This window comes from Paraburkholderia flava, from assembly GCF_004359985.1.
Lineage (GTDB): Bacteria > Pseudomonadota > Gammaproteobacteria > Burkholderiales > Burkholderiaceae > Paraburkholderia > Paraburkholderia flava.
Map to the genome: position 1 here is coordinate 823,075 of NZ_SMRO01000001.1, position 25,229 is coordinate 848,303.

22 protein-coding genes are annotated in these 25,229 nt (G+C 64.3%); 13 read left to right on the top strand and 9 right to left on the bottom strand.

Annotated elements, in window-relative coordinates; all coding sequences use genetic code 11:
- The first annotated feature begins 169 nt into the window (after window positions 1–169).
- The 6 genes from E1748_RS03615 to E1748_RS03640 all read left to right on the top strand — a co-directional run bounded on the left by E1748_RS03615 (window position 170) and on the right by E1748_RS03640 (window position 10,199).
- Window positions 170–1,195, top strand: coding sequence for a hypothetical protein (locus E1748_RS03615; protein ID WP_133645775.1), 1,026 nt, complete (start codon window positions 170–172; stop codon window positions 1,193–1,195).
- Window positions 1,196–1,505: 310 nt separating this feature from the next.
- The gene (locus tag E1748_RS03620) at window positions 1,506–2,360 is read left to right on the top strand and encodes a methionyl-tRNA formyltransferase (RefSeq protein WP_133645776.1); all 855 of its coding nucleotides are present in this window, start codon (window positions 1,506–1,508) and stop codon (window positions 2,358–2,360) included.
- A gap of 168 nt (window positions 2,361–2,528) precedes the next feature.
- Window positions 2,529–3,140, top strand: coding sequence for a hypothetical protein (locus tag E1748_RS03625; RefSeq protein ID WP_133645777.1), 612 nt, complete (start codon window positions 2,529–2,531; stop codon window positions 3,138–3,140).
- 376 nt (window positions 3,141–3,516) lie between these two features.
- Window positions 3,517–4,461 (top strand): phage tail tip lysozyme, encoded by a 945-nt coding sequence (locus E1748_RS03630; RefSeq protein ID WP_240766288.1) that lies wholly within the window; start codon window positions 3,517–3,519, stop codon window positions 4,459–4,461.
- A gap of 250 nt (window positions 4,462–4,711) precedes the next feature.
- Complete coding sequence (locus tag E1748_RS31685; protein ID WP_240766290.1) at window positions 4,712–5,302, top strand: hypothetical protein; 591 nt, start codon at window positions 4,712–4,714, stop codon at window positions 5,300–5,302.
- A gap of 301 nt (window positions 5,303–5,603) precedes the next feature.
- Entirely contained in the window at window positions 5,604–10,199 is a 4,596-nt protein-coding gene (locus E1748_RS03640) for a coiled-coil domain-containing protein (RefSeq protein ID WP_133645778.1), read from the top strand.
- Between the two features lie 89 nt (window positions 10,200–10,288).
- Here E1748_RS03640 and E1748_RS03645 read toward each other — a convergent pair whose 3' ends face one another.
- From E1748_RS03645 to E1748_RS03685, 9 genes are all read right to left on the bottom strand, one after another.
- Window positions 10,289–10,792 carry an HrpB1 family type III secretion system apparatus protein gene (locus E1748_RS03645; RefSeq protein WP_240766291.1) on the bottom strand — a complete coding sequence of 168 codons (504 nt, stop codon included), beginning with the start codon at window positions 10,790–10,792 and terminating at the stop codon, window positions 10,289–10,291.
- Between the two features lie 69 nt (window positions 10,793–10,861).
- Window positions 10,862–11,668 carry a type III secretion system export apparatus subunit SctT gene (gene sctT / locus E1748_RS03650; RefSeq protein ID WP_133645779.1) on the bottom strand — a complete coding sequence of 269 codons (807 nt, stop codon included), beginning with the start codon at window positions 11,666–11,668 and terminating at the stop codon, window positions 10,862–10,864.
- A 32-nt stretch (window positions 11,669–11,700) separates the two neighbouring features.
- Window positions 11,701–12,186, bottom strand: coding sequence for a type III secretion system protein (locus E1748_RS03655; protein WP_133645780.1), 486 nt, complete (start codon window positions 12,184–12,186; stop codon window positions 11,701–11,703).
- Between the two features lie 27 nt (window positions 12,187–12,213).
- The gene (gene sctN, locus E1748_RS03660) at window positions 12,214–13,521 is read right to left on the bottom strand and encodes a type III secretion system ATPase SctN (protein WP_240766483.1); all 1,308 of its coding nucleotides are present in this window, start codon (window positions 13,519–13,521) and stop codon (window positions 12,214–12,216) included.
- Window positions 13,522–13,624: 103 nt separating this feature from the next.
- A complete protein-coding gene (gene sctL, locus E1748_RS03665) occupies window positions 13,625–14,647 on the bottom strand; it encodes a type III secretion system stator protein SctL (RefSeq protein ID WP_133645782.1) in 1,023 nt (340 codons plus the stop codon).
- Entirely contained in the window at window positions 14,641–15,474 is an 834-nt protein-coding gene (locus E1748_RS03670; protein WP_133645783.1) for a type III secretion protein HrpB4, read from the bottom strand. Before E1748_RS03670 ends, sctL begins: the two co-directional genes overlap by 7 nt.
- Window positions 15,475–15,506: 32 nt before the next feature.
- Window positions 15,507–16,304 carry a type III secretion system inner membrane ring lipoprotein SctJ gene (sctJ, locus tag E1748_RS03675; RefSeq protein ID WP_133645784.1) on the bottom strand — a complete coding sequence of 266 codons (798 nt, stop codon included), beginning with the start codon at window positions 16,302–16,304 and terminating at the stop codon, window positions 15,507–15,509.
- 1 nt (window position 16,305) lies between these two features.
- The gene (locus E1748_RS03680) at window positions 16,306–16,701 is read right to left on the bottom strand and encodes a serine kinase (protein ID WP_133645785.1); all 396 of its coding nucleotides are present in this window, start codon (window positions 16,699–16,701) and stop codon (window positions 16,306–16,308) included.
- Window positions 16,702–16,748: 47 nt separating this feature from the next.
- The gene (locus E1748_RS03685) at window positions 16,749–17,321 is read right to left on the bottom strand and encodes an HrpB1 family type III secretion system apparatus protein (RefSeq protein WP_133645786.1); all 573 of its coding nucleotides are present in this window, start codon (window positions 17,319–17,321) and stop codon (window positions 16,749–16,751) included.
- Between the two features lie 360 nt (window positions 17,322–17,681).
- Between E1748_RS03685 and sctU the strand changes: the two genes are divergently transcribed.
- From sctU to E1748_RS03720, 7 genes are read left to right on the top strand one after another with little or no spacing between them, the layout of a single operon-like run.
- Window positions 17,682–18,740 carry a type III secretion system export apparatus subunit SctU gene (gene sctU, locus E1748_RS03690; RefSeq protein ID WP_133645787.1) on the top strand — a complete coding sequence of 353 codons (1,059 nt, stop codon included), beginning with the start codon at window positions 17,682–17,684 and terminating at the stop codon, window positions 18,738–18,740.
- Window positions 18,741–18,745: 5 nt separating this feature from the next.
- Complete coding sequence (gene sctV, locus E1748_RS03695; RefSeq protein ID WP_133645788.1) at window positions 18,746–20,755, top strand: type III secretion system export apparatus subunit SctV; 2,010 nt, start codon at window positions 18,746–18,748, stop codon at window positions 20,753–20,755.
- Between the two features lie 16 nt (window positions 20,756–20,771).
- Window positions 20,772–21,929, top strand: a complete 1,158-nt coding sequence (gene sctP / locus E1748_RS03700; RefSeq protein ID WP_133645789.1) for a type III secretion system protein SctP — start codon at window positions 20,772–20,774, stop codon at window positions 21,927–21,929.
- Window positions 21,930–21,953: 24 nt separating this feature from the next.
- Window positions 21,954–23,114, top strand: a complete 1,161-nt coding sequence (gene sctQ, locus E1748_RS03705; protein ID WP_133645790.1) for a type III secretion system cytoplasmic ring protein SctQ — start codon at window positions 21,954–21,956, stop codon at window positions 23,112–23,114.
- On the top strand, window positions 23,101–23,757 hold the full coding sequence (sctR, locus tag E1748_RS03710) for a type III secretion system export apparatus subunit SctR (RefSeq protein WP_133645791.1): 657 nt from the start codon (window positions 23,101–23,103) through the stop codon (window positions 23,755–23,757). Before sctQ ends, sctR begins: the two co-directional genes overlap by 14 nt.
- An 11-nt stretch (window positions 23,758–23,768) precedes the next feature.
- Window positions 23,769–24,032 (top strand): type III secretion system export apparatus subunit SctS, encoded by a 264-nt coding sequence (sctS, locus tag E1748_RS03715; protein ID WP_133645792.1) that lies wholly within the window; start codon window positions 23,769–23,771, stop codon window positions 24,030–24,032.
- On the top strand, window positions 24,029–25,228 hold the full coding sequence (locus tag E1748_RS03720) for a hypothetical protein (protein WP_133645793.1): 1,200 nt from the start codon (window positions 24,029–24,031) through the stop codon (window positions 25,226–25,228). The genes sctS and E1748_RS03720 overlap by 4 nt, the downstream gene beginning before the upstream one ends.
- The last annotated feature ends 1 nt before the right edge of the window (window position 25,229 follow it).

The following is a 25,229-nucleotide window of genomic DNA, read 5'->3' on the forward strand; positions in this document are numbered from 1 at the left end:
GGACTCGCGCCGGTCGGGTACCGAACCGGTCGGCGCGAATCTGCAACGTCGCAGGAGATTTCCGTGTGCGGATGGACAATCCGTCGTTCGCCTCCATCCGCATGCTTCCCGTTCGTCACGACCGCCACCGCGCGTGGCGTCGCGCTGCTCAACCGCGTCGATCCCCATCATGTCCGGCACTTCTTTTCCCACGGGTAGAGCAGCATTCGCACCGCAGCCCGACGCATTCACCAGCGCACCGTCGACTCACACCGACACGGCGCGCCGGAACAGCCTCGCAACCGACCCGCGCTTCGCTTCATTGAACACCCCCGCACCGCAGACTTCGCGACCCGCTCCGATGCGGCGTAACAGCGACGTCAGTGGCCTCGTCGCCGCGCAGGCATCGCTGAGCGCACATCACAGCCGCGCGCTCGACGAATTGAAGCCCCTCAAGGCCCTCTGCGCAACGGCTTCGCTCGACGACCTGCTTGCGATGACGGAAACGCAGTCGTCTACCGAAGCGATTCCCGCACACGCAGCACTGAGGACACGCATCGCAGCACTCTCGCCGGCAGATCACGTCGACTTCACGATGCGCACCGCACACCGCATAACGACGCTGATCGACGCAGCGCCGGAGCAGCTGTCCGGCGCTACGCTCGATCGTTGCCTCGATGCCGCAGGGCGGTTCCCGCACGAACCGTCGCGCGCCGCGGCGACGAGCGTCATCGCCAGCACGTTGAACAGGATCGAACCGTCGCATGAACAGCGGATGTTCGATCGACTCGCAGAGCAGATCGACGGTTATCCGGCGCAGAGCCGGTCCGGCACGCTGCTGTCGCTCGCAACCAATCTGTTCAAGACACGCGCCCCGCTGATGCCGGAATCGCTCGAGCATGCCGGCAGCAACCTCGACAAGGTACTCGTGCGAACACGCGACATCCCCGATGACGCACGCGCTCCGATTCTGCAGACCGCCGCGCAACTACTGCCGTATTACGCAATGGGCAAATGCGACTGGAAACGCCACGCAGTCGATGTGATCGAGTCCGTTAGCGACGGCAATGCATCGCCGAAGACTCGTGCAGCGGTACTGCCGGCGCTGGAGCAGTCGCTGGAGTTCTGCCGCCAGGCTATCGGCGGATTGATTACGCAGGACGATTTCGACCACGTCACCGCCCAACTCGCCGCACTGCGCAAGCAAACCTCGTAGAACAGCAAGCAGAGTCCGGAAAAATTCGGGCGCGCGCTATCCATCTCGCCGCGTCGGCGCGACGCGCTTCATGCATTAATGCATAGCGCTTCGCGCGCGCGAACGGAACTTCGGACATACGTATCAGCACAGCAGACACGGCAGTACGCTGTTCATGGTATGCGCATGGCGTATCGTATGTGCTCTCGCTTCACCGCACCCGGCCATACCGAAAGGCGATCGCTGCCGATCCTCGCACATGCGGGACAGCGGCACATCGCACGCGCTGCGCATCCTTCGCATCACCCCTACTTTTCTATCAGGAGAAACCATGCGTTTCGCTTTCGCCGGATTCGACCGCTGGATCGGCGTGTTCGACGCTTTCGTGCAGTCGGGCTGGGAACCGGCGGCGGTCTTCACCATTCCGGTGGACAACAGGGTCGACTTCCATGACGCAACCATCGCGCGCGCCGAGCATCACCAGCTGCCGCTGAAACTCTCGCGCATTCGCGATGACGATCTGCGGATGCTGCAGGCGATGCAATGCGACGCGCTGATCGTCGCGGGCTACGCGTGGAAGATTCCCGACTGGACCCGTTCGCTTCCGTATGCGATCAACTTTCATCCATCGCCGCTACCCGAAGGGCGTGGCCCCTACCCGCTGATTCAGGCGCTGCTCGAACCGCGTCCCGAATGGGGCGCAAGCTGCCATCGCATTGCGGCGGAGTTCGACACCGGCGACGTGCTCGATATCGAGCGCTTTCCGCTGTCGCACGACGAGTCGCACGAATCGCTCGAACTACGCCTGCAGATGGCGACGCAGCGACTCGCGGGACGCGTCGCGATCGATTTTCACCGGCTGTGGGAAGAGCGCAAGCCGCAAGCGCCGGGCAGCTACTGGCCGCGCGTGAGCGACGAGCAGCGCACGCTCGACTTCAACCAGCCGGTCGCCGACGTGTTGCGCGTCGTGCGCGCATGCGGGCTGATCGAATGCCTCGCGCCGTTGCATGCGACGCACGTCTCGGTGCGGCGCGCGGAAGGCTGGGTCGAAGCGCATCGCTATCAACCCGGCGAGATCGTGCACGAGTATCGCCGCCGGATCGTGATCGCGGTGCAGGACGGTTTCATCGCGCTGATCGAATGGAGCCCGCTGACGATGACGGTGCGCGCGCAGATGGGACCGTGAGTTCGCTTACGTACACACGCGCCGTGCGAGACGTTCGCGATGTAGTGCAACGCTTCGCATCGCGCCCGACGACGCAGCGCCAATTCAATATTCTGTGTGTGTGGAAGCGCTGTTCACCACATAACCAGCAGCACACTTCTGATCAACTACCCTAGCTAGAGGCAAGCCATGAGTCTTACCACTACCGTTTCGTCGAACCAGCCTGGTGGTGCCAGCGCATTCACCGGCATCCAGCCGCAGATCGGTCTCGCCACCCAACCCGGCGCGAGCTCGCCGTCGCAGGTCGCGGCGCAACTGCTGTCGGAACTGCAACAGATGATGCAAACGCTCGGCGGCGGCGCGTCGAACACGCCGGCACAATTCCCGGCACAACAACAGCCGCAACAGATGTACGCGCAGCAACCGCCCACGAGCCCGCTGCCGACGACCGGCGCACTGCCGACGAACACGGGCAACTCGAACACGAATCTGTCGAGCGTTCAGCTGCAGGTCGGCTCGAGCCTCAGCGGCAAGGATCTGATGCAAGGTCCGAAGCAGGCCGACGGTTCGTCGGATCTGTACATGCCGCAGAAAGACGGCTCGGAAAAGCACATCGGCAAGCAGATGGCCGACGGCTCGATCAAGTTCGACAATCTGGACGACGCGAAGGATGCGCTCGGCAAGGGCGGCATGCTGCTCAACGGACTCGGCGGCAAACTGTCGCACAACAGCGACGGCACGGAAACGCTGAAGGCCGGTTCGGCCACGCTGACGGCGGGCAACCTGCCGGCACCGACCTGATCGCAGGAACCGATGCGCGGCCGCACGACGCGGCTACGCATCGATACATACCGATAACAGCGGAGCAGCGGCCACACGCCGCGCTCCGCTGTTTCTCTTTCTGCGGGCGTTTTTGTAGCGCATCGCCGGCATTCGCGCAGACCCACTACCCCGTCATCGCATGCCGATCGACGCGACAACGTCGATCATTTGCCCAACCACCAGCACGTCGCAACGCCCACCTCCCCTTCGCAAAATTCGCTTCGCGCTACTGGACAAAACTTCCTGAGATATACAGGCTGCGGCACCGCCAAATCCTATATTGACTCCGAACAGGCGGCTCATTACACACATAGCCGCTACTCACTCAACGCAGGTTCAAAAACGGAGAAGACCCATGGCAGGCGTAGCGGTGGCGAGCCCCTATTCGACCAACCCGATGGACTACCTGAACGGCAGCAGCGGTATCGGTTCGTTCTCGGGTACGGGGAACGGATACGGCGGCGTTTCGGGACCGAGCAGCAGCAGCAACAACAGCCCGGTCGGCGGTCTCAGCCAGCAGCAGATCATCCAGTTCATCGAGGAGCTGCTGCAGCTGTTCCAGCAGGCCTTGCAGAACGCGAGCGGCAGCGGCGACTCCGACGGTGGCGGCGCACCGCCCGTTGGTGGTGGCGGCGGCGGTGGCAGCGGCATGCCGTCAATGGGCGGCGCTCCCGCAGCAGGTGGTGCACCGGCGCCTGGCGGCGCACCCGCACCGGCACCCGGCGGTGCTCCGGCAACCGGCAACACCCCGACAACCACCGGCACACCCACGACCTCGCCGGGCAGCAGCTCGGGCGCACCGCCCGCGGGTCTCAGCACCGCACCGCAGACCACCGCGAATACGCCGCAGCAGAGCCAGCAGGTCGCGCAGCAGTACGTGACGAACCTGATGCACGACTTCAACCTCACGAAGCCGCAGGCCGAAGGCATCGTCGCGAATCTGTATCACGAGAGCGGCGGCATGAACTCGGGTATCAACCAGGGCGGCGCAATCGGCGGACCGAGCGGCAACAATGCCGACGACAACGCGAACGGCTACGGCATCGCGCAATGGGGCGGCACGCGCAAGCAGGGGCTCGAGCAATACGCATCGTCACACGGTCTCGATCCGTCGAGCCAGGCCGCGAACTACGGTTACCTGAAGCAGGAACTCTCGGGACCGTACTCGAGCGCAATCGACGCGGTGAAGGGCACGAGCAGCGCGCAGGATGCGACCTCGGCGTTCATGAATGCGTTCGAGAAGCCGAGCGATCCGCAACTGGCGTCGCGCCTCGCCGACCTCGCGCTGGTCCAGGGCTAAAAAGCGGGAGACGGTAGACCGCGTCGACGCGACGCGGGACAGCATCATGTCCCGCGCGTCACCTATGCACGTCCGCGAAGCTCGACGCGAGCGGACGTGCGTTTCGTGTCCGGCGCGGATCGACGGCATGGGCATCGAAGCACATTCGCGAATGATGCCCATGCCGTCGATCCAGTGCATGCATAAACGCGCATTCACGATAACAATCGAAGCAGCGCATCCATAAGACTGACAACGAGCCAATCAGACCATGACCGCACCCGAACGCCTGAACGACGAAGCACGCTGTGATCTGCTCTGCCATCTGGTCGTCGTGCAGTTGATCGAACATACGCGCAGCGGGAAATGGCTGCGTGCGGCACAGTCTGCCGAATCGATCCGCGTGTGGCTTGGCCCCGATCGCGTGCACACGACGCGCGCCGAGCAGGTCATGCTCGCGCGAACCGCAACGGCCCTCGCGCCCGCGTTCCTGCAGCAACCCGCGTTTCGCGACACCGCGACGCTCGCCAGATTGTCGTTCGACATCTGGCGCATGAACTTCGGCTCGCCGTTGCTGCGCACGTTGCGTGCGGCCTGCGCGACACGCATCGCACCGCATGCACCATCGGTATCGACAGAGTCAAACCAGGACGCCCAACCCGAACCGCACCCAATCGATTCCGTCCGCTATTCCGCATGTGCCGAAGGCAGCGCGCTGATCGTGACGGTCGGCGCGATCCGTCGCGCGCAAGGCAAGAAAAATCCACAAGACATGCCGATGCATTCGCCGGAATGGCCGGTTATTCACGCGGCCTTCATGCGTGATCTCCTGCACGCGCGCTGCAAAAAAGCCGCTCGATAATCAATCGCGCGGAGCGTCGCACGACGCCTCCATGCATTGCGCAATTTCGTCCAGAAACCCGTAGCGTTCGGGGTCGTGTAGCGCACGTTGCACTCACGATTCAAATGGACGTCACATTCGAAATATAGGATTTCCTTAACGACGCGGCGCTCCAAAATTCTAGTGCGACCCAAGAACCAGCGTGTCCGGATTCACGCCGCTTCGCTTGATACACCGACAAGATCGGCAATCAATGCGCAAGCATCCGTGAAGCGTGTTGATGCCGACCGTAGTTCAGACCATCTGGGTACCGAGTCGCACGATGCCATCGATCTTCACTTCTCTTCGCCGGACCGCCGCACCCGACGATGCCAATCGCACGAATGACGCACCGTCGAGCGGCTCCGCTCCGAAGGCGCCTGGTTCGAATTCATCCGCGACGCAGGCAAATCAGAACGTGGCCTTCGCTGGCCTGAAGACTGTCAAGCAATCCTCGAACAACGAATCCGGCAAGTTCGCCGCGCTGCGCGCGAACTTCAAGGGACGCCAGACGACCGTCGGCACCCGGATCCTCGGTATCGGCAAGAGCCGTTCAAACGACATGCCGAGTAACGCGCTGCTTCCGCAGCAATCGGTCGAGTCGGATCTCAGCGACGATCCGCACTCGGATTCGTTGAAGCAGGCACATGAACTCACCGAGCGGGTCAAGTCGATACTCGACACGACGCTCGAAGAACTGCCGGGCACGAACGAGCGTCCGCAGCGATCGGCCGCGATGCGTGCGCTGCTCGTCATTCCCGGCATGGGTCATGTGCTGAAACCCAAGACCGCTCGCGAATTGATGGCGGGCGACCCTGCCTATAAGACCGCATCGAAGAAGACCGCGCAAACCAAAGGTGATCGCGACGTCGACGCAGGCAAGATCGAAGGCAATCAGACGAAGATGCTAGGCCAGCTCGCGACACACAGTGCGGCTGCCGAGGACGCGATCAGAAACGTGCAAACGGCGCAGCGCGAACTGGACGAAGCGAAGCAGGCAGCCCAGGGCGCAACGGGCGCGCAACCACAGGAAGGCGCGGCTCCAGCGAATCCAGCCACCGCAGCCGACACCGTCAAGACGAAAGAAGCGCAACTCGAAGACGCACACAAGACGCTTAAGGGTGCAGTAGACGACCTGCGCGCAAGCGCATCGATCTGCTCGATGCTCGACGTCGGCGTGCATGTGCTGTCGACGGATCTCGTCAACCAGAAGATCAGGTTCGTCGACACGCAGATCGCGCAGTTGCGCAGCGATTTGGGAAAGGACAATACCGACGTCGGTCAGATCATCGGCAACCTGGTGAGCACGAAGAACGGGATCGCCGAGAAGCAGTTGCTGACGGCGGCGAATCTCGAGTCCGCACAGACGCTGCATACGAATGCCACGGCGCTGGTCGCGCAGCTCGAGGCGCGACTCCAGAAAGCACAACAAAATCGCGGTGTGCCGCTGTCGAATGCGACGCAGGCCGTCGGTGCGACAGACGATGCACTCGATGCGCTCACGCAGCTCGAAGCGCGGATGCAAGCCGGCCACACCGTGAGCCCGGACGAGGTGGCCCATGCCCGAAGCCTCTTTAACAGCGCAGGCCAGCAGCTTGATAGCGCCGGCCAAAGGCTTCAGAAGCAACGCGGACGCGACAGCGTGCCCGCACTGTCGAATCACGCGAAGAGTCTCGCGCGCGAACTCGACGCCGTCAAAGCCGCGCTGAAAGACGCAGGCGAAGATCTGGAACAGTGTCGTGAAGCCGCCGAAGACGCCACACGCGCGCTGACGGAATTCACGCCCTACATCGACCAGGAAATCGACCGGCTCGGCAAATTGCAGACGAAGCTGAACACTGCTGCGAACGGACTCGACAGTCCCGCGCAAGCGATCGGCGACAAGCTGACGGCCAGCACGGCACAACTGGAAAAGAACCGCGAGCTGGAGAAGCAACTGAGCACGATCGGCACGCAGGCGATCGCGTCGACCGCACCCGGTTTCGATCCCGAGCATCTCGCCACACCGGCAGGCGCATCGCTCGTCAAGAAACTTCAGACGCTCGCCGAAGCGTTGCCCGAAGACGACGTCAGCGGCGAACGTGTATTGCCGCGCGCGGCCGCGATGGAAATGATTTCGCGCTCCCTGGCCGTGGTGACGGGCAGCGACGCGCAGGCCGCCGATCGACTCCTCGGCGAGCTGACCTCGCATCCGCTGAATCACTGGATCGCACCGCCGGCGACCGGTGGCACGGATGGCACGGATGGCGCCAGCGCGGTCGAACACACTGCACCGAGCGCGCACATGGCCGAGCTCTCGCAGTTGATGGCGCAGATACCCCGCGGCATCGAAGTGCTCAACCTCGCATCGACGCCGCCCGACGGCAAGCCGCTGGAACGCGGGCAGGTCGAGGCAACCCAGGCTTACTGGATGGCCCACGCGGCGCGCAGCGCGGAAACCGACGACAACGTCAAGACGTGGCTGGGCAACGCAATGAACGTGGCGTCTCACGTGGTGCGCAACACAAAGGAAGAAACGGTTTTCGATACCGCCGCGTTGCCCCTCAAAAACCAGGCGGCGTTCAACGCGGTGCGCAACGGGTTCCTGTCGAATGCGAAGGGATCGGACTACGACCTCAGCAACCAGAATCTGCTGAACGTGACCACGACGATCGGAGAAAACAACAACACCGGTCTGCTGCCGACTTCGTTCCATCCCGCGAAGGCCGCCACCCTGTTCGATCCGAAGACGCTGAGCTTTGCGCAGAAGCAGATGGAAGCGCAAGGGATGGACACGACCAAGACGCGCGCGGAGGCCAGCATCATGACGGCCTTCGAGCAACTAGGTAAGGAAGCGCGGGTCCATTTCAACCAGTTGCCGGCAGCACGCAGACCCGATCCGCGGAACGCCGCGACGCCGTCCTTGCCGCCGTCTGCTCAGGACAGAGCGGATGACAAGGATCGCCTGTTCGCCGCCACGCTAGTCGCGTTGAGCGACTACGTCGGTCAGGAGAAACGCAGCCCGACGATCATCAGCCGTCTGACGACCCCGATCAGTGCGCCGAGTTTCAACCACACGAAGCGCATCTACGATGCGAATCTCGGGCCGGCCGAAAAAACGAAGATACGCCAGGCTGTCCACGCGTTGCTCTACCCGCCCCGGCCTGCGATCGGTTCGCGCAAGCTGACCAAGCCGAATCCGAGCGCAGTCGCGCCGCTGCCGCCCGCCATCGAGGCGCTGTTCAACCAGGAACGCGTGCCGGTCACCGATCTGTTGAAGACGCTCGAGACGGAGCTGAGCACAAGTTCCGACGGGACGAAAGCAGCGATGGCGTCGTCGATGACGATACTCAGCGAGAATTTCGCGGCACCTGCTGCTGGTGCTGCCGGTGCTGATGGCGCGGCCGGCACACCGAAGATCGACGAGCAGGTGCGCCTCGCGAAAATGAAACGGTTCGAATCGAAGGACGACGTCGAAGCGTTTTTCCGGCCGATGCTCGAAACGTTGCGCCTGCGCGATCAGGTCACCGTCACGAGCGGCGGTACGCTCGGCGCCGGCATTCCGCTGCTGCCGGCCGTGCCCAAGTTTCCGATGAGTGCATCGTTTGGTCTCTACGCCGAAAAGAACGAGCGCTTCATCCAGTTCAAGAACCCGACGTTCGCATCGGAAATCATGGTCGGCAGCACGGTGTCGCGCCTGCACGATGCGAAGGTCACCGTCGGGCACCGGCTCGAAGTCGGCATCGCGACCGTCACTGCGCCGTCCGGCTCGGCCAAGTTCGAAGCGTCGCGGCCCAAGACCATCTACACGTCGTTGCGAACGCTACGCGGCAAGGACGACATGGGCGTGCGCAAGGAGCAGGAAGCGATCGACGCCAATCTGAAACTGCTGGACATCATGTTGCGCTGGGACACCGATCAGACCAAATTTGCGGAAGACGGGCAGCCGTTTGCCGACCCGCTGGAAGCGATCTTCGCGTTGAGTCCCGATACGCTCGTCGCATCGGGAGAGAAGCAGGGTCAAACGAATCAGGGGTCGTTCGATGTGAGCGCAGTCGCGCGGGCGCGCACGCCGGGGCATCATCTGTCGGTGGGCGCATCGGTGACGCCATTCTCGTTGAAGATCGAGCGTACCGCCGAGCAGGGAACCGAGCGCACCGGCTACGCGCATCAGACCGTGCACGACCGCAGCAGCCAGGCACGGCAGCGGATCAACGCGTCGGCGAACATCGGTGTGATCGGGACGCCGTACAAGCAGGCGATCGGCGACATCGGCGCCGACGGTAAAGGCACCGGCCAGGCGCACATCAACCTCACCGGCAACCTGATCGAGATCTCGCGCGAGATCGTGTCGAACTTCGAAAAGAACGGCGCGACACGTTTTCCGATCGGCGATCTAACGGGCCACGCCGTCGATCGCACCTACGGCACGCCGAAGGACTTGCTCGTCGAGGTCCAGACGTATCGCGAGGACTGGCTGCAGCGCTGCATGGACACGCTGCCACGCGCAAAGACCGACGAGGTCGATACGCCCGAACGCCGCGCGATCGCGGCCGACATCCTGTCGAAGTTCGAAGCCGATCTGCGCAGGGCCGGTTCGAATTCGAGTCTGCAGTTCAACATCAAGTACGAGATGCAGCCGCGCATGAGCGGCGTGATCGACGGGCTGCGCGGCGCGGAAGCGCTGGCGCTGAAACAGGGCGATGCGAAGGCCGCGACCGACGCGCGCAACATGATGAACACCATCCTGTCCTATCGCGCGAGCTGGTCGGTCAAGAACACCACGGTGCGCAGCAAGGGCAAGACGTCGGAAGACATGGGGCTCGACTTCTTCCTGCGCTGGCAGAAGACGTATTCGTCGGAAAGCAGCCGGGCGCGGGTGGCGTTTCCGCCGTCGTGATGACGAGCGTGCGGCGCGTCGGCGCTGCATAAAAAAAAGGAGCCGGTTGAATAAACCGGCTCCTTTTTTCTACCCGACCGCGAACAGCGTCAAACCGGCAGCACCCTCACCTCCCGCTCCTCGCGTTCCTCCACATCCCCATCGAACGGCTCGATTTCCGGCGCCGCGAGCAACGCGAGCGCGGTCCGCGTCGCGAGCGCGTTGTCCGACTGATACGCCGCCGCGTACGCATACGTGCGCCACGCAGGATCCTTCAACGCATACAGGCACACCGCCGTCAGCGCCGTCCCAAGCGACGACAGTTCGCCGTAGCGTTCGGTCCGGCGCAGTTCGCGCAGCGCATCGCTCCATGCACGCGCGCGCACATGCCACCACGCGAGCACGACGCGATCGTCGTCGGTGCCCGGCCGCAGCACGACGAGTGCATCGAGCAGATCGTGCAGATCGCCGAGCCGGTCGAGCTGCGCACCGGCCCACAGCAGATCGAGCATGCCTCTCAGCAACTCGCCCTTGTCGTTCGGCGGACTGCTCATCACATCACCCGTCATGCCGCCGTGCCAATGATCCCCACCGCCGTTTCTGTCATCGGCCATCCCGTTCAGTCCATCCATCACTACCCCCGTAGGTTACGCAAGTCATAGTCCCCAAAAAAATCGTGTTGTTCAGTTGCCTTGCGCAATTGCGTGTGCTTCGGCGGCGATATTGGTGAGCGCCAGCTGGCCGCGTACCTCGTCGATGAACACGCTCGTCAGCAGTGCGAGCATCAGCACCGTCAGCGCGCCCTTGATCGGTTGCCCGAGGGTGCTCAGGTTCAGCTTCGACGACACCTTGCCGGTAAAGCCGAAGCCGATGTCGATCAGCAGCAGTAACAGCATCATCGGCGTCGCGAGCTTCGCGACCATCTCCATCAGCGAGTCGGTCTTGTGCATCACGAACGCCTCGATGATCTGGCCGCCGATCGGCGCCAGGTTGTCGACCGGCCACCATTGATACGACTGGTAGACCGCGCCGAGCAGCGACATCATGCCGCCGAGCAGCCAGAACGCGGCGATCGCGAACTGGCTCAGCAGCGTCGCGATCAGCGAGGTCTGCTGGCCCTGGCTCGGGTTGGTCATCTGGATGTTGTTGAAGCCAGTCAGATCGTCGACGTAGGTGCCGACCGCTTCCGCGGCCCAGAACACGGTCGATGCCGCGAAGCCGAGGCCGACGCCGATCAGTGCCTCCTTCAGCCCGACGCCGATCAGAAAGAGCGGTGTGTGCTGATCGAGCAATCCGTGCTGCCCATACGCGACGAACGCGCCCCACAGCAGCGACAGCGACGTGCGCACGCGGCCCTGGATCATGTTCTCGCTGGTCGGCGGGAAGACCATCATCAGCACCAGCAGACGCTCGCTGCACAGCGCGAGCAACATCATGTAGCCGACCAGATGGTGGCTGAGTTCGATTGCGTTATAACTGATGCCGCTCATCGTGGTTTCGCTTCCAGAAAAGTGCGGAGAAATCAGAACATCCGCGGACCGGGCCGCCGGTTCTCCGACGCCTCCTCGTCCTGCGCATCTTCGATTGCTATTTCGATTGCCTGGCGCAGCTTGTCGCGCCGTTTGCCGTAGATATCGATTCGCGCGCGGTTCTGCACGATCTTCGCGCGCCCCTGGTCGATCTCGGCCTGCTTGCCCGCGACCTGCGATTCGGCACGCGCGACGTTCTGCTGCAGCATCGTGTGCTGGTTCGCCATATCGACCTGATGCTCGCGCAGCCGCAGGAATTCGTCGGGACGAAACGCGCCGCCGATCATCTCGTCGACCTTGCGGTCCTGCTCGGCGAGCACTTCGCTCTGACGATCGACCGCATCGCGGCATTCGGTCACCGCCTGTTCGAGTGCCTGGCGCTCGCCGCGCAGCACGAGCAGCGCATCGTTCAGCTTGCGGTCGAGCGTCTTGCGACGCGACAGCACCCGTTCGAGAGAAACGACCCGGCGATCTTTCATCTGCGCTCCTTCGCGGTTGCGTGACGGTTACGCCCGCGCGATCTGATGCAGGATGTCGACGGTGAGATTCATATCGACAAGCTGATCGGTTTCCTGGCCGAGGAACTGGCGAATGACGTCGATCTTGTTGATCGCTTCGTCCGCAAGCGGATCGGTGCCGCTCTGATATTCACCGACCTGCAGCAGCAACTCCACTTCCTTGTGCTTCGCCATCAGCCGGCGGATATGCCCGGCCGACTGCACGTGGTCGCGCGGCACCACCTGGGTCATCACGCGCGACAGGCTGCCGAGCACGTCGATCGCCGGATAGCGGTTCTGCGCGGCGATCTCACGCGACAGGATCATGTGGCCGTCGAGAATCCCGCGCACTTCCTCGGCGATCGGGTCGCCGCCGGATTCATCTTCGGCGAGCACCGTGTACAACGCGGTGATCGAGCCTTGCACGCCGAGCCCCGCGCGTTCGAGCAGACGCGGCAGCTCCGCGAAGATCGACGGCGGAAAACCACGCCGCGTCGGCGGCTCGCCCATCGCGAGACCGATCTCGCGCTGCGCACGCGCAAAGCGCGTCAGTGAGTCCATCATCAGCAGCACGCGCAACCCGCGGTCGCGGTAGTACTCGGCCACCGCGGTCGCCGCATACGCGGCTTTCGCGCGTTCGATCGACGAGCGGTCGGACGTCGCGCACACCACCACCGAGCGCGCCATCCCTTCCGGGCCGAGAATGTGTTCGACGAATTCGCGCACTTCGCGGCCGCGTTCGCCTATCAGTGCGATCACATTGATGTCGCACTGCGCGCCGCGCGCGAACATGCCCATCAACGTACTTTTACCGGCGCCTGCCGGCGCGAAGATGCCCATCCGCTGCCCTTCGGCAAGCGTCATCATCCCGTCGACGACGCGCACGCCGGTCTGCATCGGCTTGTCGATCACGGGGCGGCTCATCGGCGTCGGCGGATCGGCGTACACGGCCTGGAATTCCGGACAATCGACGAGTTCGCCCTTGCCGTCGATCGGCTGACCGAGACTGTCGATCACGCGACCGAGCAGCCCGTCGCCGATGCGCAGCGCAAGCGGCCGCTTCAAGCCGATCACGCGCGTTTCGCGCGAGATGCTGCCGAGTCGCCCGAACGGCGACAGCAGCGCGATGTCGCGCGAGAAGCCGACCACCTCTGCGCTCTGCAGCAGTTCACCCTGCGGCGAGCGCAGTTCGCACAGCTCGCCGAGCGTCGCGTCGAGGCCGCCCACTTTCAGCAGCGTGCCGATCACTTCCTGGACCTTGCCGGCCGGCGTCGGCCGCGCGCGGGCGCGCAGCTCGCGCTCGATCGCATCGGCCATGAAGTCGAAGTGGTCGTCGGCGCGGGGCGCAGCGGGGCGTGTGGCGGTGTCGAAAGTCGTCATGGTGCGGGGGTCCTCGGTGAAGTCCTCAATGAAGCGTGGGTCAGGCGAGATCCGGTTCGGCCGCCGCGTATTCGACGGCCGGTTCGTGAGCATCGTGTATGTCGTGCCCTTCGTGTGCGTGCTCGACGCTCGCTACCGCGTCCGCGAAGAAGTCCTGCTCTTCGAGGTCGGGTTCGAGCGTGGGTTCGAGCATCGCTGCGTCGTGACCGTTGTGTGGATCGACACGTTGTTGTTCGGGCTGCGCGTCGTTGACGTCTCCATACGCGTCGGCTTCGGCCTGCGTGTCTGCATCGTCGGCATCGGCGTAAGCCGCTGCGCTTTCGTCCTGCGGCGCCGTTTCGAATTCCTCCACCGGCATGCTCTCGATCGCACGCGACAGTGCCGCGCGAATCGCCGCGAGTTGCTGCGGCAGGCTCGCATCGACCGCGCCGAGATCGGTCTCGCACACACAGGTGCCGCGCTCGTGCCGCGCATCGGTGCTGACCTGCACGCTCACCGAGCGCCCGGTTTCGCGCCATTCGCGTGCGACCGCGTCGAACGCGGCGGCGGCGGTCGTGTAATCGTCCGGATGCACGCTCACCTTCACGGGGCTGCCGTCGGCAACGATACGGTCGATGGTCTGCGCGGCCTGGCGGAACAGCGCGGCCGGATCGGCGGTCGCGACGATCTGTTCGACGCCGAGCGCAACGAGCTGCGCGAGCCGGTCGCGTTGCCGCTCACCGATCGACGGTCCTTCGGCCAGCATCCGCAGGCTGCGTTCGTGCCAGTCGGCGAGCGCCTGTTCGTGGCCCGCTTCGTAGCCCTGCTGCGCCGCGCCGTTGTAGATCTCCTGCGCCTGCGCCATCCGTTCGTCCGCCTGCGCCTCGGCCGCGTCGAGAATGGCCTGGGCCTGCGCACGTGCGTCGGCGAGCATCGCTTCGGAGCGGCGGCTCAGATCGGCGTACGCGGCGTCGAGTTCGACCAGCGTCGCCAGATCCTCGGCGCGAACGATGTCGTCGTTCACGCCGACACCTTGCCCCTGGCTTTCGCCGTGCGCGTTCGGATTGCGTAGCCAGATCACCATGATCGTGTCGGGAATAAATCAGGCAGTTGAGAAACCAGCGTCAAGCCGGCATTACTCACTTTCGCACGACCGCTCACGGCGGCGAGACGCGCAGGCGCAATCTCGTCCGGCAATGCGAACTGCAACAGCATCATCGGGTGCTGGACGTCCCAGCCGCAGTCACGCTCGAACAGCCGGAAGCCTCGCCACGCGAGCGCGTCGCCGGACGTCTCGCCGTCGAGCGGCCGGCCGGCCGTGAGGCTGCCGCGTTGCGCGAGCAGCATCCGGGTCAGGTGCGGGCCGAGCCATTCGTCGAGCAGCGCGCGGCGCGGCCGGTCGATCCACAGACGCAGTTCGTAGACGTGCTCGACCAGCGCGCGCATCCGGAACAGGCTCAGGCAGTCGGGCACCGGCAGGCGCACGAGCCGCGCGCTGTCGTCGTCGAATGCAGAGAGTCCGGCGGACGCCGCGCCGATGCTCGCGAGAAACGCTTCGGCGAGCCTCGCGCCGCGTGTGCCGACCGCCGCGTGCAGCAGCGCCGCATACGGCAGCGTGGCGACGCGCGCGGGATGCATCCAGTCGAACAGCGTGCGGCGGCGCTGGTGATAGTCGACGACGTTCGCCGCGAGCGTGCGCTTCAATCCGGCGAGCGGATCGTCGGCTTCGGCATCATCCTCGACTTCCGGGTCGATGTCCGTGTCGAAATCAGACGCACCGGCGTCGGCCGGCTGTGCCGCCTCACTGTCGGGTGCGTCGGGTACGTCGGGTACGTATTGCGCCGCTTCGTCGAGCGCGGCGCCGAAGTCGTCGGCAAACTCGCCGTCGTCGATGGCCTGAGCGTCGCTCATGTGATTCCCCAATACCGCTCAGTAGTCGAAGCTCAGGCAGCGGCCTTCGCCGGTTTCGGTGCTTTCGGTGCGCGCTTCTTCAACCCCGACAGCTTGCCCTGCGTCAGACCGATGATCTCGTCGCGCCAGCGGAACAGCACGCCTGCGAGAGCGATCAGAAACACGCCGAGTCCAAGCGCGACCCACGCGAGCGGGCTACTGCCCGGCGCGGCGACCGCCGGCAGCGTCAGCGGATCCGCCGGCACCGAGGTCACGCTGACCTGGTCGTAGGTCAGCCCTTCGATGCTGTGCACGACGAGGTTCTTGATCGCGGGCGTCAGCGCCTCGACGTTCGCGTCCGGCCGGTACTTGATGAACACCGCCGCCGACGAAGGCTTCGCCGATTCGGCGAGCGGGTCGTTGTTCGGCAGCACGATCTGCACACGCGCATCGACCACACCATCGATCTTCGACAGCGTGTCGCTCAGTTCCTGCGACAGGCCATAGATAAAGCGCACACGCTCTTCGGTCGGTGTCGACACGAGGCCGTCCTTCTTGAACAGCGAACCGAGGTCGTCGTATTTCTTCGACGGAATGCCGCGCGAACGCAGGATTTCCATCGCATGAACGAGCTGCTTCTCGTCGACGCTGACCGACCAGGTCTTGCCGCCGTCCGGCGTGCTCTTCTGCGCATCGACGCCGTACTGGACCAGCGCCGCGACCATTTCGTTACAGTCGCGCTCGCTCAGCTGCCCGTACAGTTCCTTCTGGCACGCGCTGAGCGCGACCACCATCGCGACGCAGGCCACCAGCTTGCCGCCGCGAACGAGATGACGTGTGAGGGGCTTCATGTTATTGGTTCTTCATCAAGGTCTGCACGGCGTCTTTCGACGAAGTCACGGCGGCCATCTTCACCTGCAGATCGGCGTTCAGACTCGCGACCTCCAGCTGGACCGTCATGTTCGCGGCCGCGATACGCTGCAGCGACATCTGGCTCATGTGCTGCGTCATGTACATCACGTCGTTCGGCACCTGACGGTAGTAGTCCGCCTGTTCGCTCGCCGCCTTCGTCACGATGTTGTGATCCGGATGCTCCGGCACGCTCTCCACCGGCGGCGCCGACGGACCCTGCGCCATCAGTGTCTGGAAGCGGTCCGCCTGGTCCACTGTCGCGGTGGGCGCCTCGACGCCCGCGCTCTGCGGCACCAGATTCATCTGCTGAAGATGCGAAATCATCGCGAGGTCCATGTCCGTTCTCCCGTGAAGTTCAGTTGCTTTAACGTGTATCGCGTGGGCTAGATGCGGATGTACTGCATCGACATCATCATGTCGTCGCTCGTCAACGGACGCGCGGCGCTGGCGCGCGGCTCCGGCGACGCGGCTTCCTGCTCGAGTTCGCCGACCGATTCCGGCGCCACGAAGTTGCCCGTGCGGCGCGCGGTCTCGTAGGCCTGCTGCAGGTCATCGTTCGCGAGAAAGGTGCGGGCGAGACGCCCCACTTCGTGGTCGCCGAATTCCTCGAGCAGTTTTCTCGCATCGTCCTGCCAGCCGAAGGTCTTGGCCGCACGCATGCACTGCAGCAGCATCCCGTGGCTCGCCGGCAGGCAGACCGAGCGCTCGATGAGGCGGCGATACACCGCCTCCGCTTCCGGCCAGTCCTTGCGCAGCATGTACAGCCAGCCGTCGAAAAACTCGAAATCCGTACGCGCGGGCCGCAGGACGTGCAGTACGTCTACCAGTTGTTCGATGTCGTCCACGTCGACTTTCGTCGCCACCCCGTCGCTCGCGCCAAATGCCGCGCCGACCAGGTCGACGAGACAACCGAGCACCGCCGGCGAGCATTTCGCGTGTTCCCTCTGATCATCCATTCCTTTTCCCCAGGAAATCCAAGATTGGCGGAAGGCTTTACCTGCCCGGCATCCCATCACCAGGCTTCATCGAAAGAGTACGCGGCAGCGGATTCGCGTCTCGCATCCGGTACGAAGTCGCACACAGATTTGCGAAGCGACCGGGCGGATGGGGCCGACGTGGGGTTTCGGGGCGTGCCGGCGGGCGCTCCCACTCTCTGACAGCCGCCCGCCAGCCGGACCGCCGCGTTGCTTCGCACGCCTCGCCGGGTCTTCGCATCGGCGCCCCGGCGCGCGAAGCCGAACGGATACCGTCTCTCTCTATATGGCGGCACAGTCCGCTGCTGACCGAAAACGAAGCAACAGGACGCGCTGGCAGAGATGAGCGACGACAAGACCGAAGAGCCCTCAGAACAGAAACTTCGCAAGGCCCGCGAGAAAGGCGAGGTCGCGAAGAGCACGGACATCGTCGAAGTCGCGTGCCTCGGTTCGATGATCCTGGTGTTGCAGGCGGGCGAGCACTTCTTCACCGATTCGTTACGGGCGGTACTGAAGAGTTCGATCGATTTCATGAGCGGGCCACGCTCGATGGACGATCTATACGTGACGCTCGCCGACATGACGGGCCACGCGATCGGCATGGTCTGCGGCGTCGCGATCGTCTCGCTGTTCGCCGCGATCATCGCGCTCGCGCCGCAGGTCGGGATGATGATTTCGTTCGAGGCGATCGCGCCGAAATTCAATGCGGTGAACCCGTCGTCGGGTTTGCAGAAGATCTTCTCGTCGAGTTCGCTGATCGACCTCGCGAAGATGACCGTGAAAGGCGCGGTGATCCTCGCGGTGATGAAGACGACGATCGTCTCGGTGATGCCGGTGGTTGCGAGCGCGCTTGACCAGCCGCTGCCGCAGCTGATCAACGTGTTGTGGACCGTCGTGCAGAAAGTGCTCGCGACCGCGCTCGGCGTGTTCATCGTGATCGCCGCGGTCGACTACAAGCTGCAGAAGATGCAGTTCACCAAGAAACAGAAGATGAGCAAGGACGAAGTCAAGCGCGAGGCCAAGGAAAACGACGGCGACCAGGAAGTCAAAGGCGAGCGCAAGAAGCTCGCGCGCGAATTCGCGAGCGAGGCGCCGAGCAAGGGCCTGAAGCGCGCGAACGTCGTGGTCGTCAACCCGACTCACTATGCGGTCGCGCTGCGCTACGACCCGAGCGAATTCCCGCTGCCGGTCGTGATCGCCAAGGGGCTCGACAACGAAGCGCTGCTGCTGCGCCGCCAGGCTGCGCAGCTCGGCATTCCGATCGTCGCCAATCCACCGGTCGCGCGGATGCTGCACAAGGTCGCAGAAAACAAGCCGATTCCAGAAGAGTTGTATGAGGTGGTCGCAGCGATTCTTCGCTGGGTCGCCAGTCTCGGCGCTAAAACCGCCACTACGGAGTAACGCCCATGTTCAAGAACTTCAAGATCCCAGGGGTCGGCGAGGCCGGTATCGCGGTGCTGCTGGTCGCGGTCATCTCGCTGATGATCCTGCCGCTACCGACCATCGTCATCGACATCCTGCTCTCGTGCAACATCGCGATCAGCGTGACGCTGCTGATGGTCACGCTGTACGTCGGCAGCATCACGTCGCTGTCGTCGTTTCCGTCGATGCTGCTGTTCACGACGCTGTTCCGGCTGTCGCTGAACATCGCGTCGACCAAGTCGATCCTGCTGCACGCGGATGCCGGCGACATCATCGAGAGCTTCGGCGAACTGGTGGTGGGCGGCAACCTGGTGGTCGGCCTCGTGGTGTTCATGATCATCGCGGTCGTGCAGTTCATCGTCATCGCGAAGGGCTCGGAGCGGGTCGCGGAAGTCGGCGCGCGCTTCACGCTCGACGCAATGCCCGGCAAGCAGATGAGCATCGATGCGGACTTGCGCGCGAACATCCTGACCGCCGACGAAGCGCGCAAGAAACGCGCGAAGCTCGCGATGGAAAGCCAGCTGCACGGCGGCATGGACGGCGCGATGAAGTTCGTCAAGGGCGACGCGATCGCGGGCCTGATGATCACGATGATCAACATCGTCGCGGGTATCGCGGTGGGCGTCGCGTACCACGGGATGACGGCGGGCGAGGCGGCGAACCGCTTCTCGGTGCTGTCGATCGGCGATGCGATGGTGTCGCAGATCCCGTCGCTGCTGATCTCGGTCGCGGCCGGCGTGATCATCACACGGGTCGGCGACGACGACAACGAAGCCGAGCACTCGCTCGGCGACGACATCACCAAGCAGTTCGCCAGCAGCTCGCGCGCGCTGTACCTCGCCGCGCTGATGCTGTTCGGCTTCGCGCTAGTGCCGGGCTTTCCGGCGGCGCTGTTCGTGCTGCTGGCGGCGCTGCTCGGCTTCGTCGGCTACCGGCTGAACAAGAAGGGCAGCCACAAGCGCGGTACCGGCAAGCCGGTCGTGTCGCTGCAACGCGCAGGCGCGAAGGGCGAAGCCCCGTCGATCCTGCCGCGTCCGCCGCAGTTCACCTGCCCGATCGGCGTGCGGATGTCGAAGGATCTGAGCGGACGCATCGCGGGCGATGCGCTCGACAAGGCATTCGATGTCGAACGCGCGAAGCTGCAGGCGGAAGTCGGCCTGCCCTTCCCCGGCATCATGATGTGGACCGACGAAACGCTGCCGGACGAACACTACGAAGTGGTGATCTTCGACGTGCCGCATGCGCGCACCAGCGTCGCGGCGGGTGCGGAGGCACCGCAGCTGGCCACGACGAATCAGGCCAATCCGGCTGAAGGCCTCGAAGGCGCGGAAGGCCAGGCAGCCGATGCCGCGCCGCTCAAGGTCGAAATGGCGATCGCGCGGCACACGATCTCGCTGCTGCGCACGCATGCGCACCAGTTCCTCGGCATCCAGGAAACGCAGTGGATGCTCGACCAGCTCGAAACCGATTACCCGGGCCTCGTCGCCGAAGTGCAGAAGGCGCTGCCGCTGCAGAAGATGGCGGACGTGCTGCGCCGGCTGCTGGAAGAACAGGTGCCGATCCGCAATATCCGCGGCATTACCGAGAGTCTGATTACGTGGGGGCCGAAGGAAAAGGACATGCTGATGTTGACCGAGTACATCCGCGTCGACCTCGGCAAGATGATCGCGTACCGCGCGACCGGCGGTCCGCGCGACCTTCCTGCCGTGCTCGTCGATGTGCAGGTCGAGCAGCAGATCCGCGCGTCGATCAAGCAGACGCCGACCGGCAACTTTCTCGCGCTGCCGCCCGACGAGATCGGCCATCTGATCGACAACCTGGTCGCGCTCGTCGGCGAAGCGCCGCGTGGGCCGCTCGCGGTGATCGCGTCGATGGACATTCGCCGCTACGTGAAGCGGATGATCGAATCGCGGCTCGGCTGGCTGCCGGTGTATTCGTACCAGGAGCTGGGCGCCCACATCGATCTGCAGCCGGTCGGCCGGCTGATGGTCTAGTGCGGAGCGGACGATCATGCATACGTCAGGCACCCATCGCTCGCATCTGATTCCGAACGCTGCGTCGTCGGCATCGGACCCGCTGCCCTCGCCTGCCGACTCGGCGCAGCTGCGCCGTCAGGCCGCGCTGTTCAATGCGCATCGCGTGGCGCTCGATGAGGCGGAAGCGGAAGCGGAAGCGGTCGCTTCGGATGCGTTTGCGCAGGAACCGAAGGCCGATGGCGATGCGGAGGGTTCGCACGCGCAGCAGAAGGCAGCGCAAGAAGCGCAACAGCAGCCGCATGCGCCAATGCGCTGGCCGACGCGCGGCGGCAGCAACGGTGCGTCGCTTGCAGCCGGCGACGACGATGCAGGCGCGGGTTCCGGCCTGGTCATGTTGCCGCTGCTGGTCGGCGAACAGGAGTCCGGGCAACGCCACGACCCGCCGCCGTCAGCGTCACCGCAACCGCGCGACGACGCGAAACGCGACGAAACCCCGCGCGCGCGGATACCGATGCCGGTGCCCGCGTCGCTGACGATGCGGATCGCACCGTCCACGGCTGCGGCATCGACTTCGGGCACGCAGGCGGCCACGTTTGCCACGCCACAACAAACGCGCCCGATTGCAGGCGTGCTGGCGCGTGCGGGCTCGTCCGGATCGCCCCTCCCTGCCACACCGGCCGCGCAACCGGACGAGCAGCCTGCGGATTCGCAGTCGAACCCGTCATCCGACGCGCAGCCCTTCGCGATGCCTCATCAGCAGGCGGCTCAACCGCAGCCGCTTGCTCAGGCACAAACGCAGTCGCAAGCGCAGCCGCAAACGCAAACGCAAACCCAACCCCAACGCGTCGAAGCCGCCTCCAGCACCCAGACCATCGCCGCACTCGACAACAAACAGCCCTCCGCCCCGCTGATCGATTCGATCGTCTCCAGCGTCGCGGATTTCTGCGCGAATCCGGTCGTGTTTTCGTGCAGCCCGTGGCACCTCACCGTGCCGCTCGATCCCGCGCTGCTGCCCGGCTGCCAGCTGAGTCTGATGCTTTCGCATTTTGACCTGACGCTTCGCTTCTCCACCTCGGACACGGCTTCGCAACAATTAATCTTGCGTCATGCCGATGCACTGAAGGAACGGCTCGAAATACTACCGGGCCTTCACCGCGACAACCGGCGAGGAATCGACATCACCGTCACGTAAGCACTGCCCGACCACAAGAAGACCATGGACCCTACCGCTTCGCCGCTTGCCGTCACTGCTCACGATACCGCCGCCCAAAAAGCCGGTCGCATGCCCGTCGCGCTCGACTTTGCGTCGCTGCCGGTGGTCGGAAGAAGCACGGCGCGTCAGCAGCGGCTCGTGGTCGACGAGCGGTTCGGCGCAGTGCTCACGCATGCACTCGGCGTGACCGGCTGGAACGCCGGCACGCGCAATCCGCTCGACGCCGCACGCACCGCACGACTGAGTCTGCGCTGGGGTGTTCAGAACGCGTCGGTGCTACTCGACGTCGCGCAACTGCCGGGACTCGACAGCGTCGTGCAGATCAATGCATCGAACACACCCGACGAATCGAACCCGCAGCTCGATGCCGAACTGCGCGCGTCGGTCTCCGCGTTGCTGCTCGCACCGCTGCTCGACGCACTCGCGCAGCTCGGGATGGACGGCGTCGAAGTCGTCACCGTCGAACGCGTCGGCGCACTGAACGAAGCGTCGACCGAATGCTGCGCAGTGTCGTTCGTCGCGAACGATACCCGCTACGACGCCGTGATCGAACAGATCGACGACGGCTGGCTCGAAGCGTTCGAAACGCTCGTCGCGCAACACCGGATGCCGTTCGCGACGCACGTCAGCGAAATCGAAGTGCGCGGCCGGATCCTGCTCGGCGAAAAATCGATCAGCCTCACGGCGCTCGACTCGCTGCGCCCCGGCGACGTGATCCTGCGCGCGCTGCCCGAAGGCCTGCGCGCTTTTTTCCAGAACGAAGCCGCGTCGGTGAAGCTGCCGATCGTCTGGGGCCATCACGGCACCCGGCAGCTGCACGCGATGGCCGACGTCACACACGACCAACTTACCTTGACCGGGAATCCCACCATGAGCCACGACACGAGCTTCAACACCCCTCTCGCCGATTCGCGCGACGCGCTCGTCGAGATCGATCATCTCGACCTGCCGCTGAAGCTCGAGATCGACACCGTGTCGCTGCCGGTCGCGCAACTGTCCGCGCTGCGCGCGGGCTACGTGCTCGAACTGCCGACCGCGCTGCCGGACGCGCGCATCCGCCTCGTCACCTATGGCCAGACCATCGGCTTCGGCGAGCTCGTCAGTGTCGGCGATCACCTCGGTGTGCGCCTCGTTCAGCTGTCGCAAAGCCATGGTTCAGTTTAACGACCTCACCGGGCTACTGATCGCGGTTGTCGCGATCAGCCTGATCCCGTTCGTCGCGATGGTCGCGACCTCGTACGCGAAGATCGTCGTCGTGCTCGGCCTGCTGCGCAACGCACTCGGCGTCCAGCAGGTGCCGCCGAACATGGTGCTCAACGGCATCGCGATCCTCGTGACCGCATACGTGATGGCGCCGATCGGCATGCAGGCGATGCAGAACATGCAGACGATGCAGCATCGCCAGGGCGGCGATTCGGCCGCGCTCGTACTCGACGCGTTCGACGCCGGCAAGGAACCGTTCCGCGCGTTCCTGAAGGCGCATGCGCACGAACGCGAGAAGCGCTTCTTCGTGCGCTCCGCCACGGCGATCTGGCCGAAGGACATGGCCGCGAAGCTGCGCGACGACGACCTGATCGTGCTCGCGCCGGCCTTCACGCTGACCGAAATGACCGACGCGTTCAAGATCGGCTTCCTGCTGTACATCGCGTTCGTCGTCGTCGACGTCGTGATCGCCAACGTGCTGATGGCGATGGGGCTGAACCAGCTGCAGCCGACCAACGTCGCGATTCCGTTCAAGCTGCTGCTGTTCGTCGTGATGAACGGATGGTCGGCGCTGATACACGGTCTCGTGATGACCTATCACTGAACGGACGCGTCATGGAAACCGATACGCTGGTTCGCATCACCACCGAAGGTCTGTTGTTGTGCCTGTCGATCTCGATGCCGGTCGTCGTCGTGTCCGCGCTGTCCGGTCTCGCGATCTCGTTCCTGCAGGCGATCACGTCGATGCAGGACCAGAGCATTTCGTATGCGGTCAAGCTGGTCGCGGTCGTCGCGACCATCCTGATCATGGGCACGTGGGGCGCCGCGGCCGTGCTGCGCTTCGCGAACGAAATCATCGTACTGGCGGTGCCGTCATGAGCAAACGCATCGATCATTCTTCGTCGAATCATGCGCAGATGGCGCAGGTCGGCGAACAGGCCGGACATCTGCATCACACGCAGCAGACGATGCGCTCGGCGAAGCTGCAGCGCGTCAAGATGCAGCGCACGAAGATGCAGCGCAATCTGCTCGCGGCGAAATTCCTGTTCAACAAGAAGTGGGCGCACAACCACGCGATGGCCGCGCGCGGCGCGATGTCGCAGAAAGTGGCGACGATGTTCGGCTCGAAACCCGACCGCTCGGCGATGGCCGGCAAGCAGTCGCATCTGCGCGGCAAGGACAAGGAAGTCGCCAAAGACGTGCACGGGCCGGAGCATGAAAAGGAACACGACAAGGATCGCATCGAGCGCGAGCATCCGCGCGAACGCGAGCGCGAACATGAACGCAATCAGCAGCAGCCGCGCGAGCGCGACAGGGAACGCGAGAAAGAAAAGGAAAAGGAACGCGAGCGTCAGCAACAGCAGCAGTCCGGCAAGGATCCGCGAAAAGACGGCGATTCCCCGCAGCAGCAACAACAGCAGCACGGCGAGCAACGCCGTCAACAGCAGAACGACGACGGCCAGCCACAGCAGCAACAGCAGCGCCAGTCGCGCGAAGGCGGCGGCGAAAACCGTGGCGCCGCGAAGTTCGCGATCTCGCGCCGCAAGGTCGGCGTGACCGTCAAGGTTCCCGAAAATTTCCAGGCACTCGGCACGAAGCTGAAAGATGCACCGCCGGCCGAGATGGGCCGCGTGCTGCTGCAGACCTTTGCGAAGGTCGTGCTGCGCCAGGTATCGCAGATCGAGAACGGCTTTGCGCTGGCGCCGCTGCTGTTGCTGTCGGCGACCTCGCCTGCCGGGTTGCGGCGCAGCGCGTCGCGGATGCAGGCACACATCGCCAGCGCGACGTTCAACCAGAACAGCCGTGCGAGTGCGCCTAATGCACCCGCCAATGCACCGGCGAAGGCGTCGGCGACGGTCGGCATCCTGAACCATTCGGCGGATCTGTCGAAGACCCGGCAGCAGTTCGACGTGTCGTACGACGTCGACCAGCAAAGCATCATGTCCGTGCGCGACTTCCTGACGGCGGCGAAGGCCGCGATGCCGACGCTGGTTGCATCGCACGGTACGCCAACCGGTTCGGAAAATCCGCCGGAAGTTCGCGTTGCGCCGACGGCGCCGGGTGCAGGCTCATAAA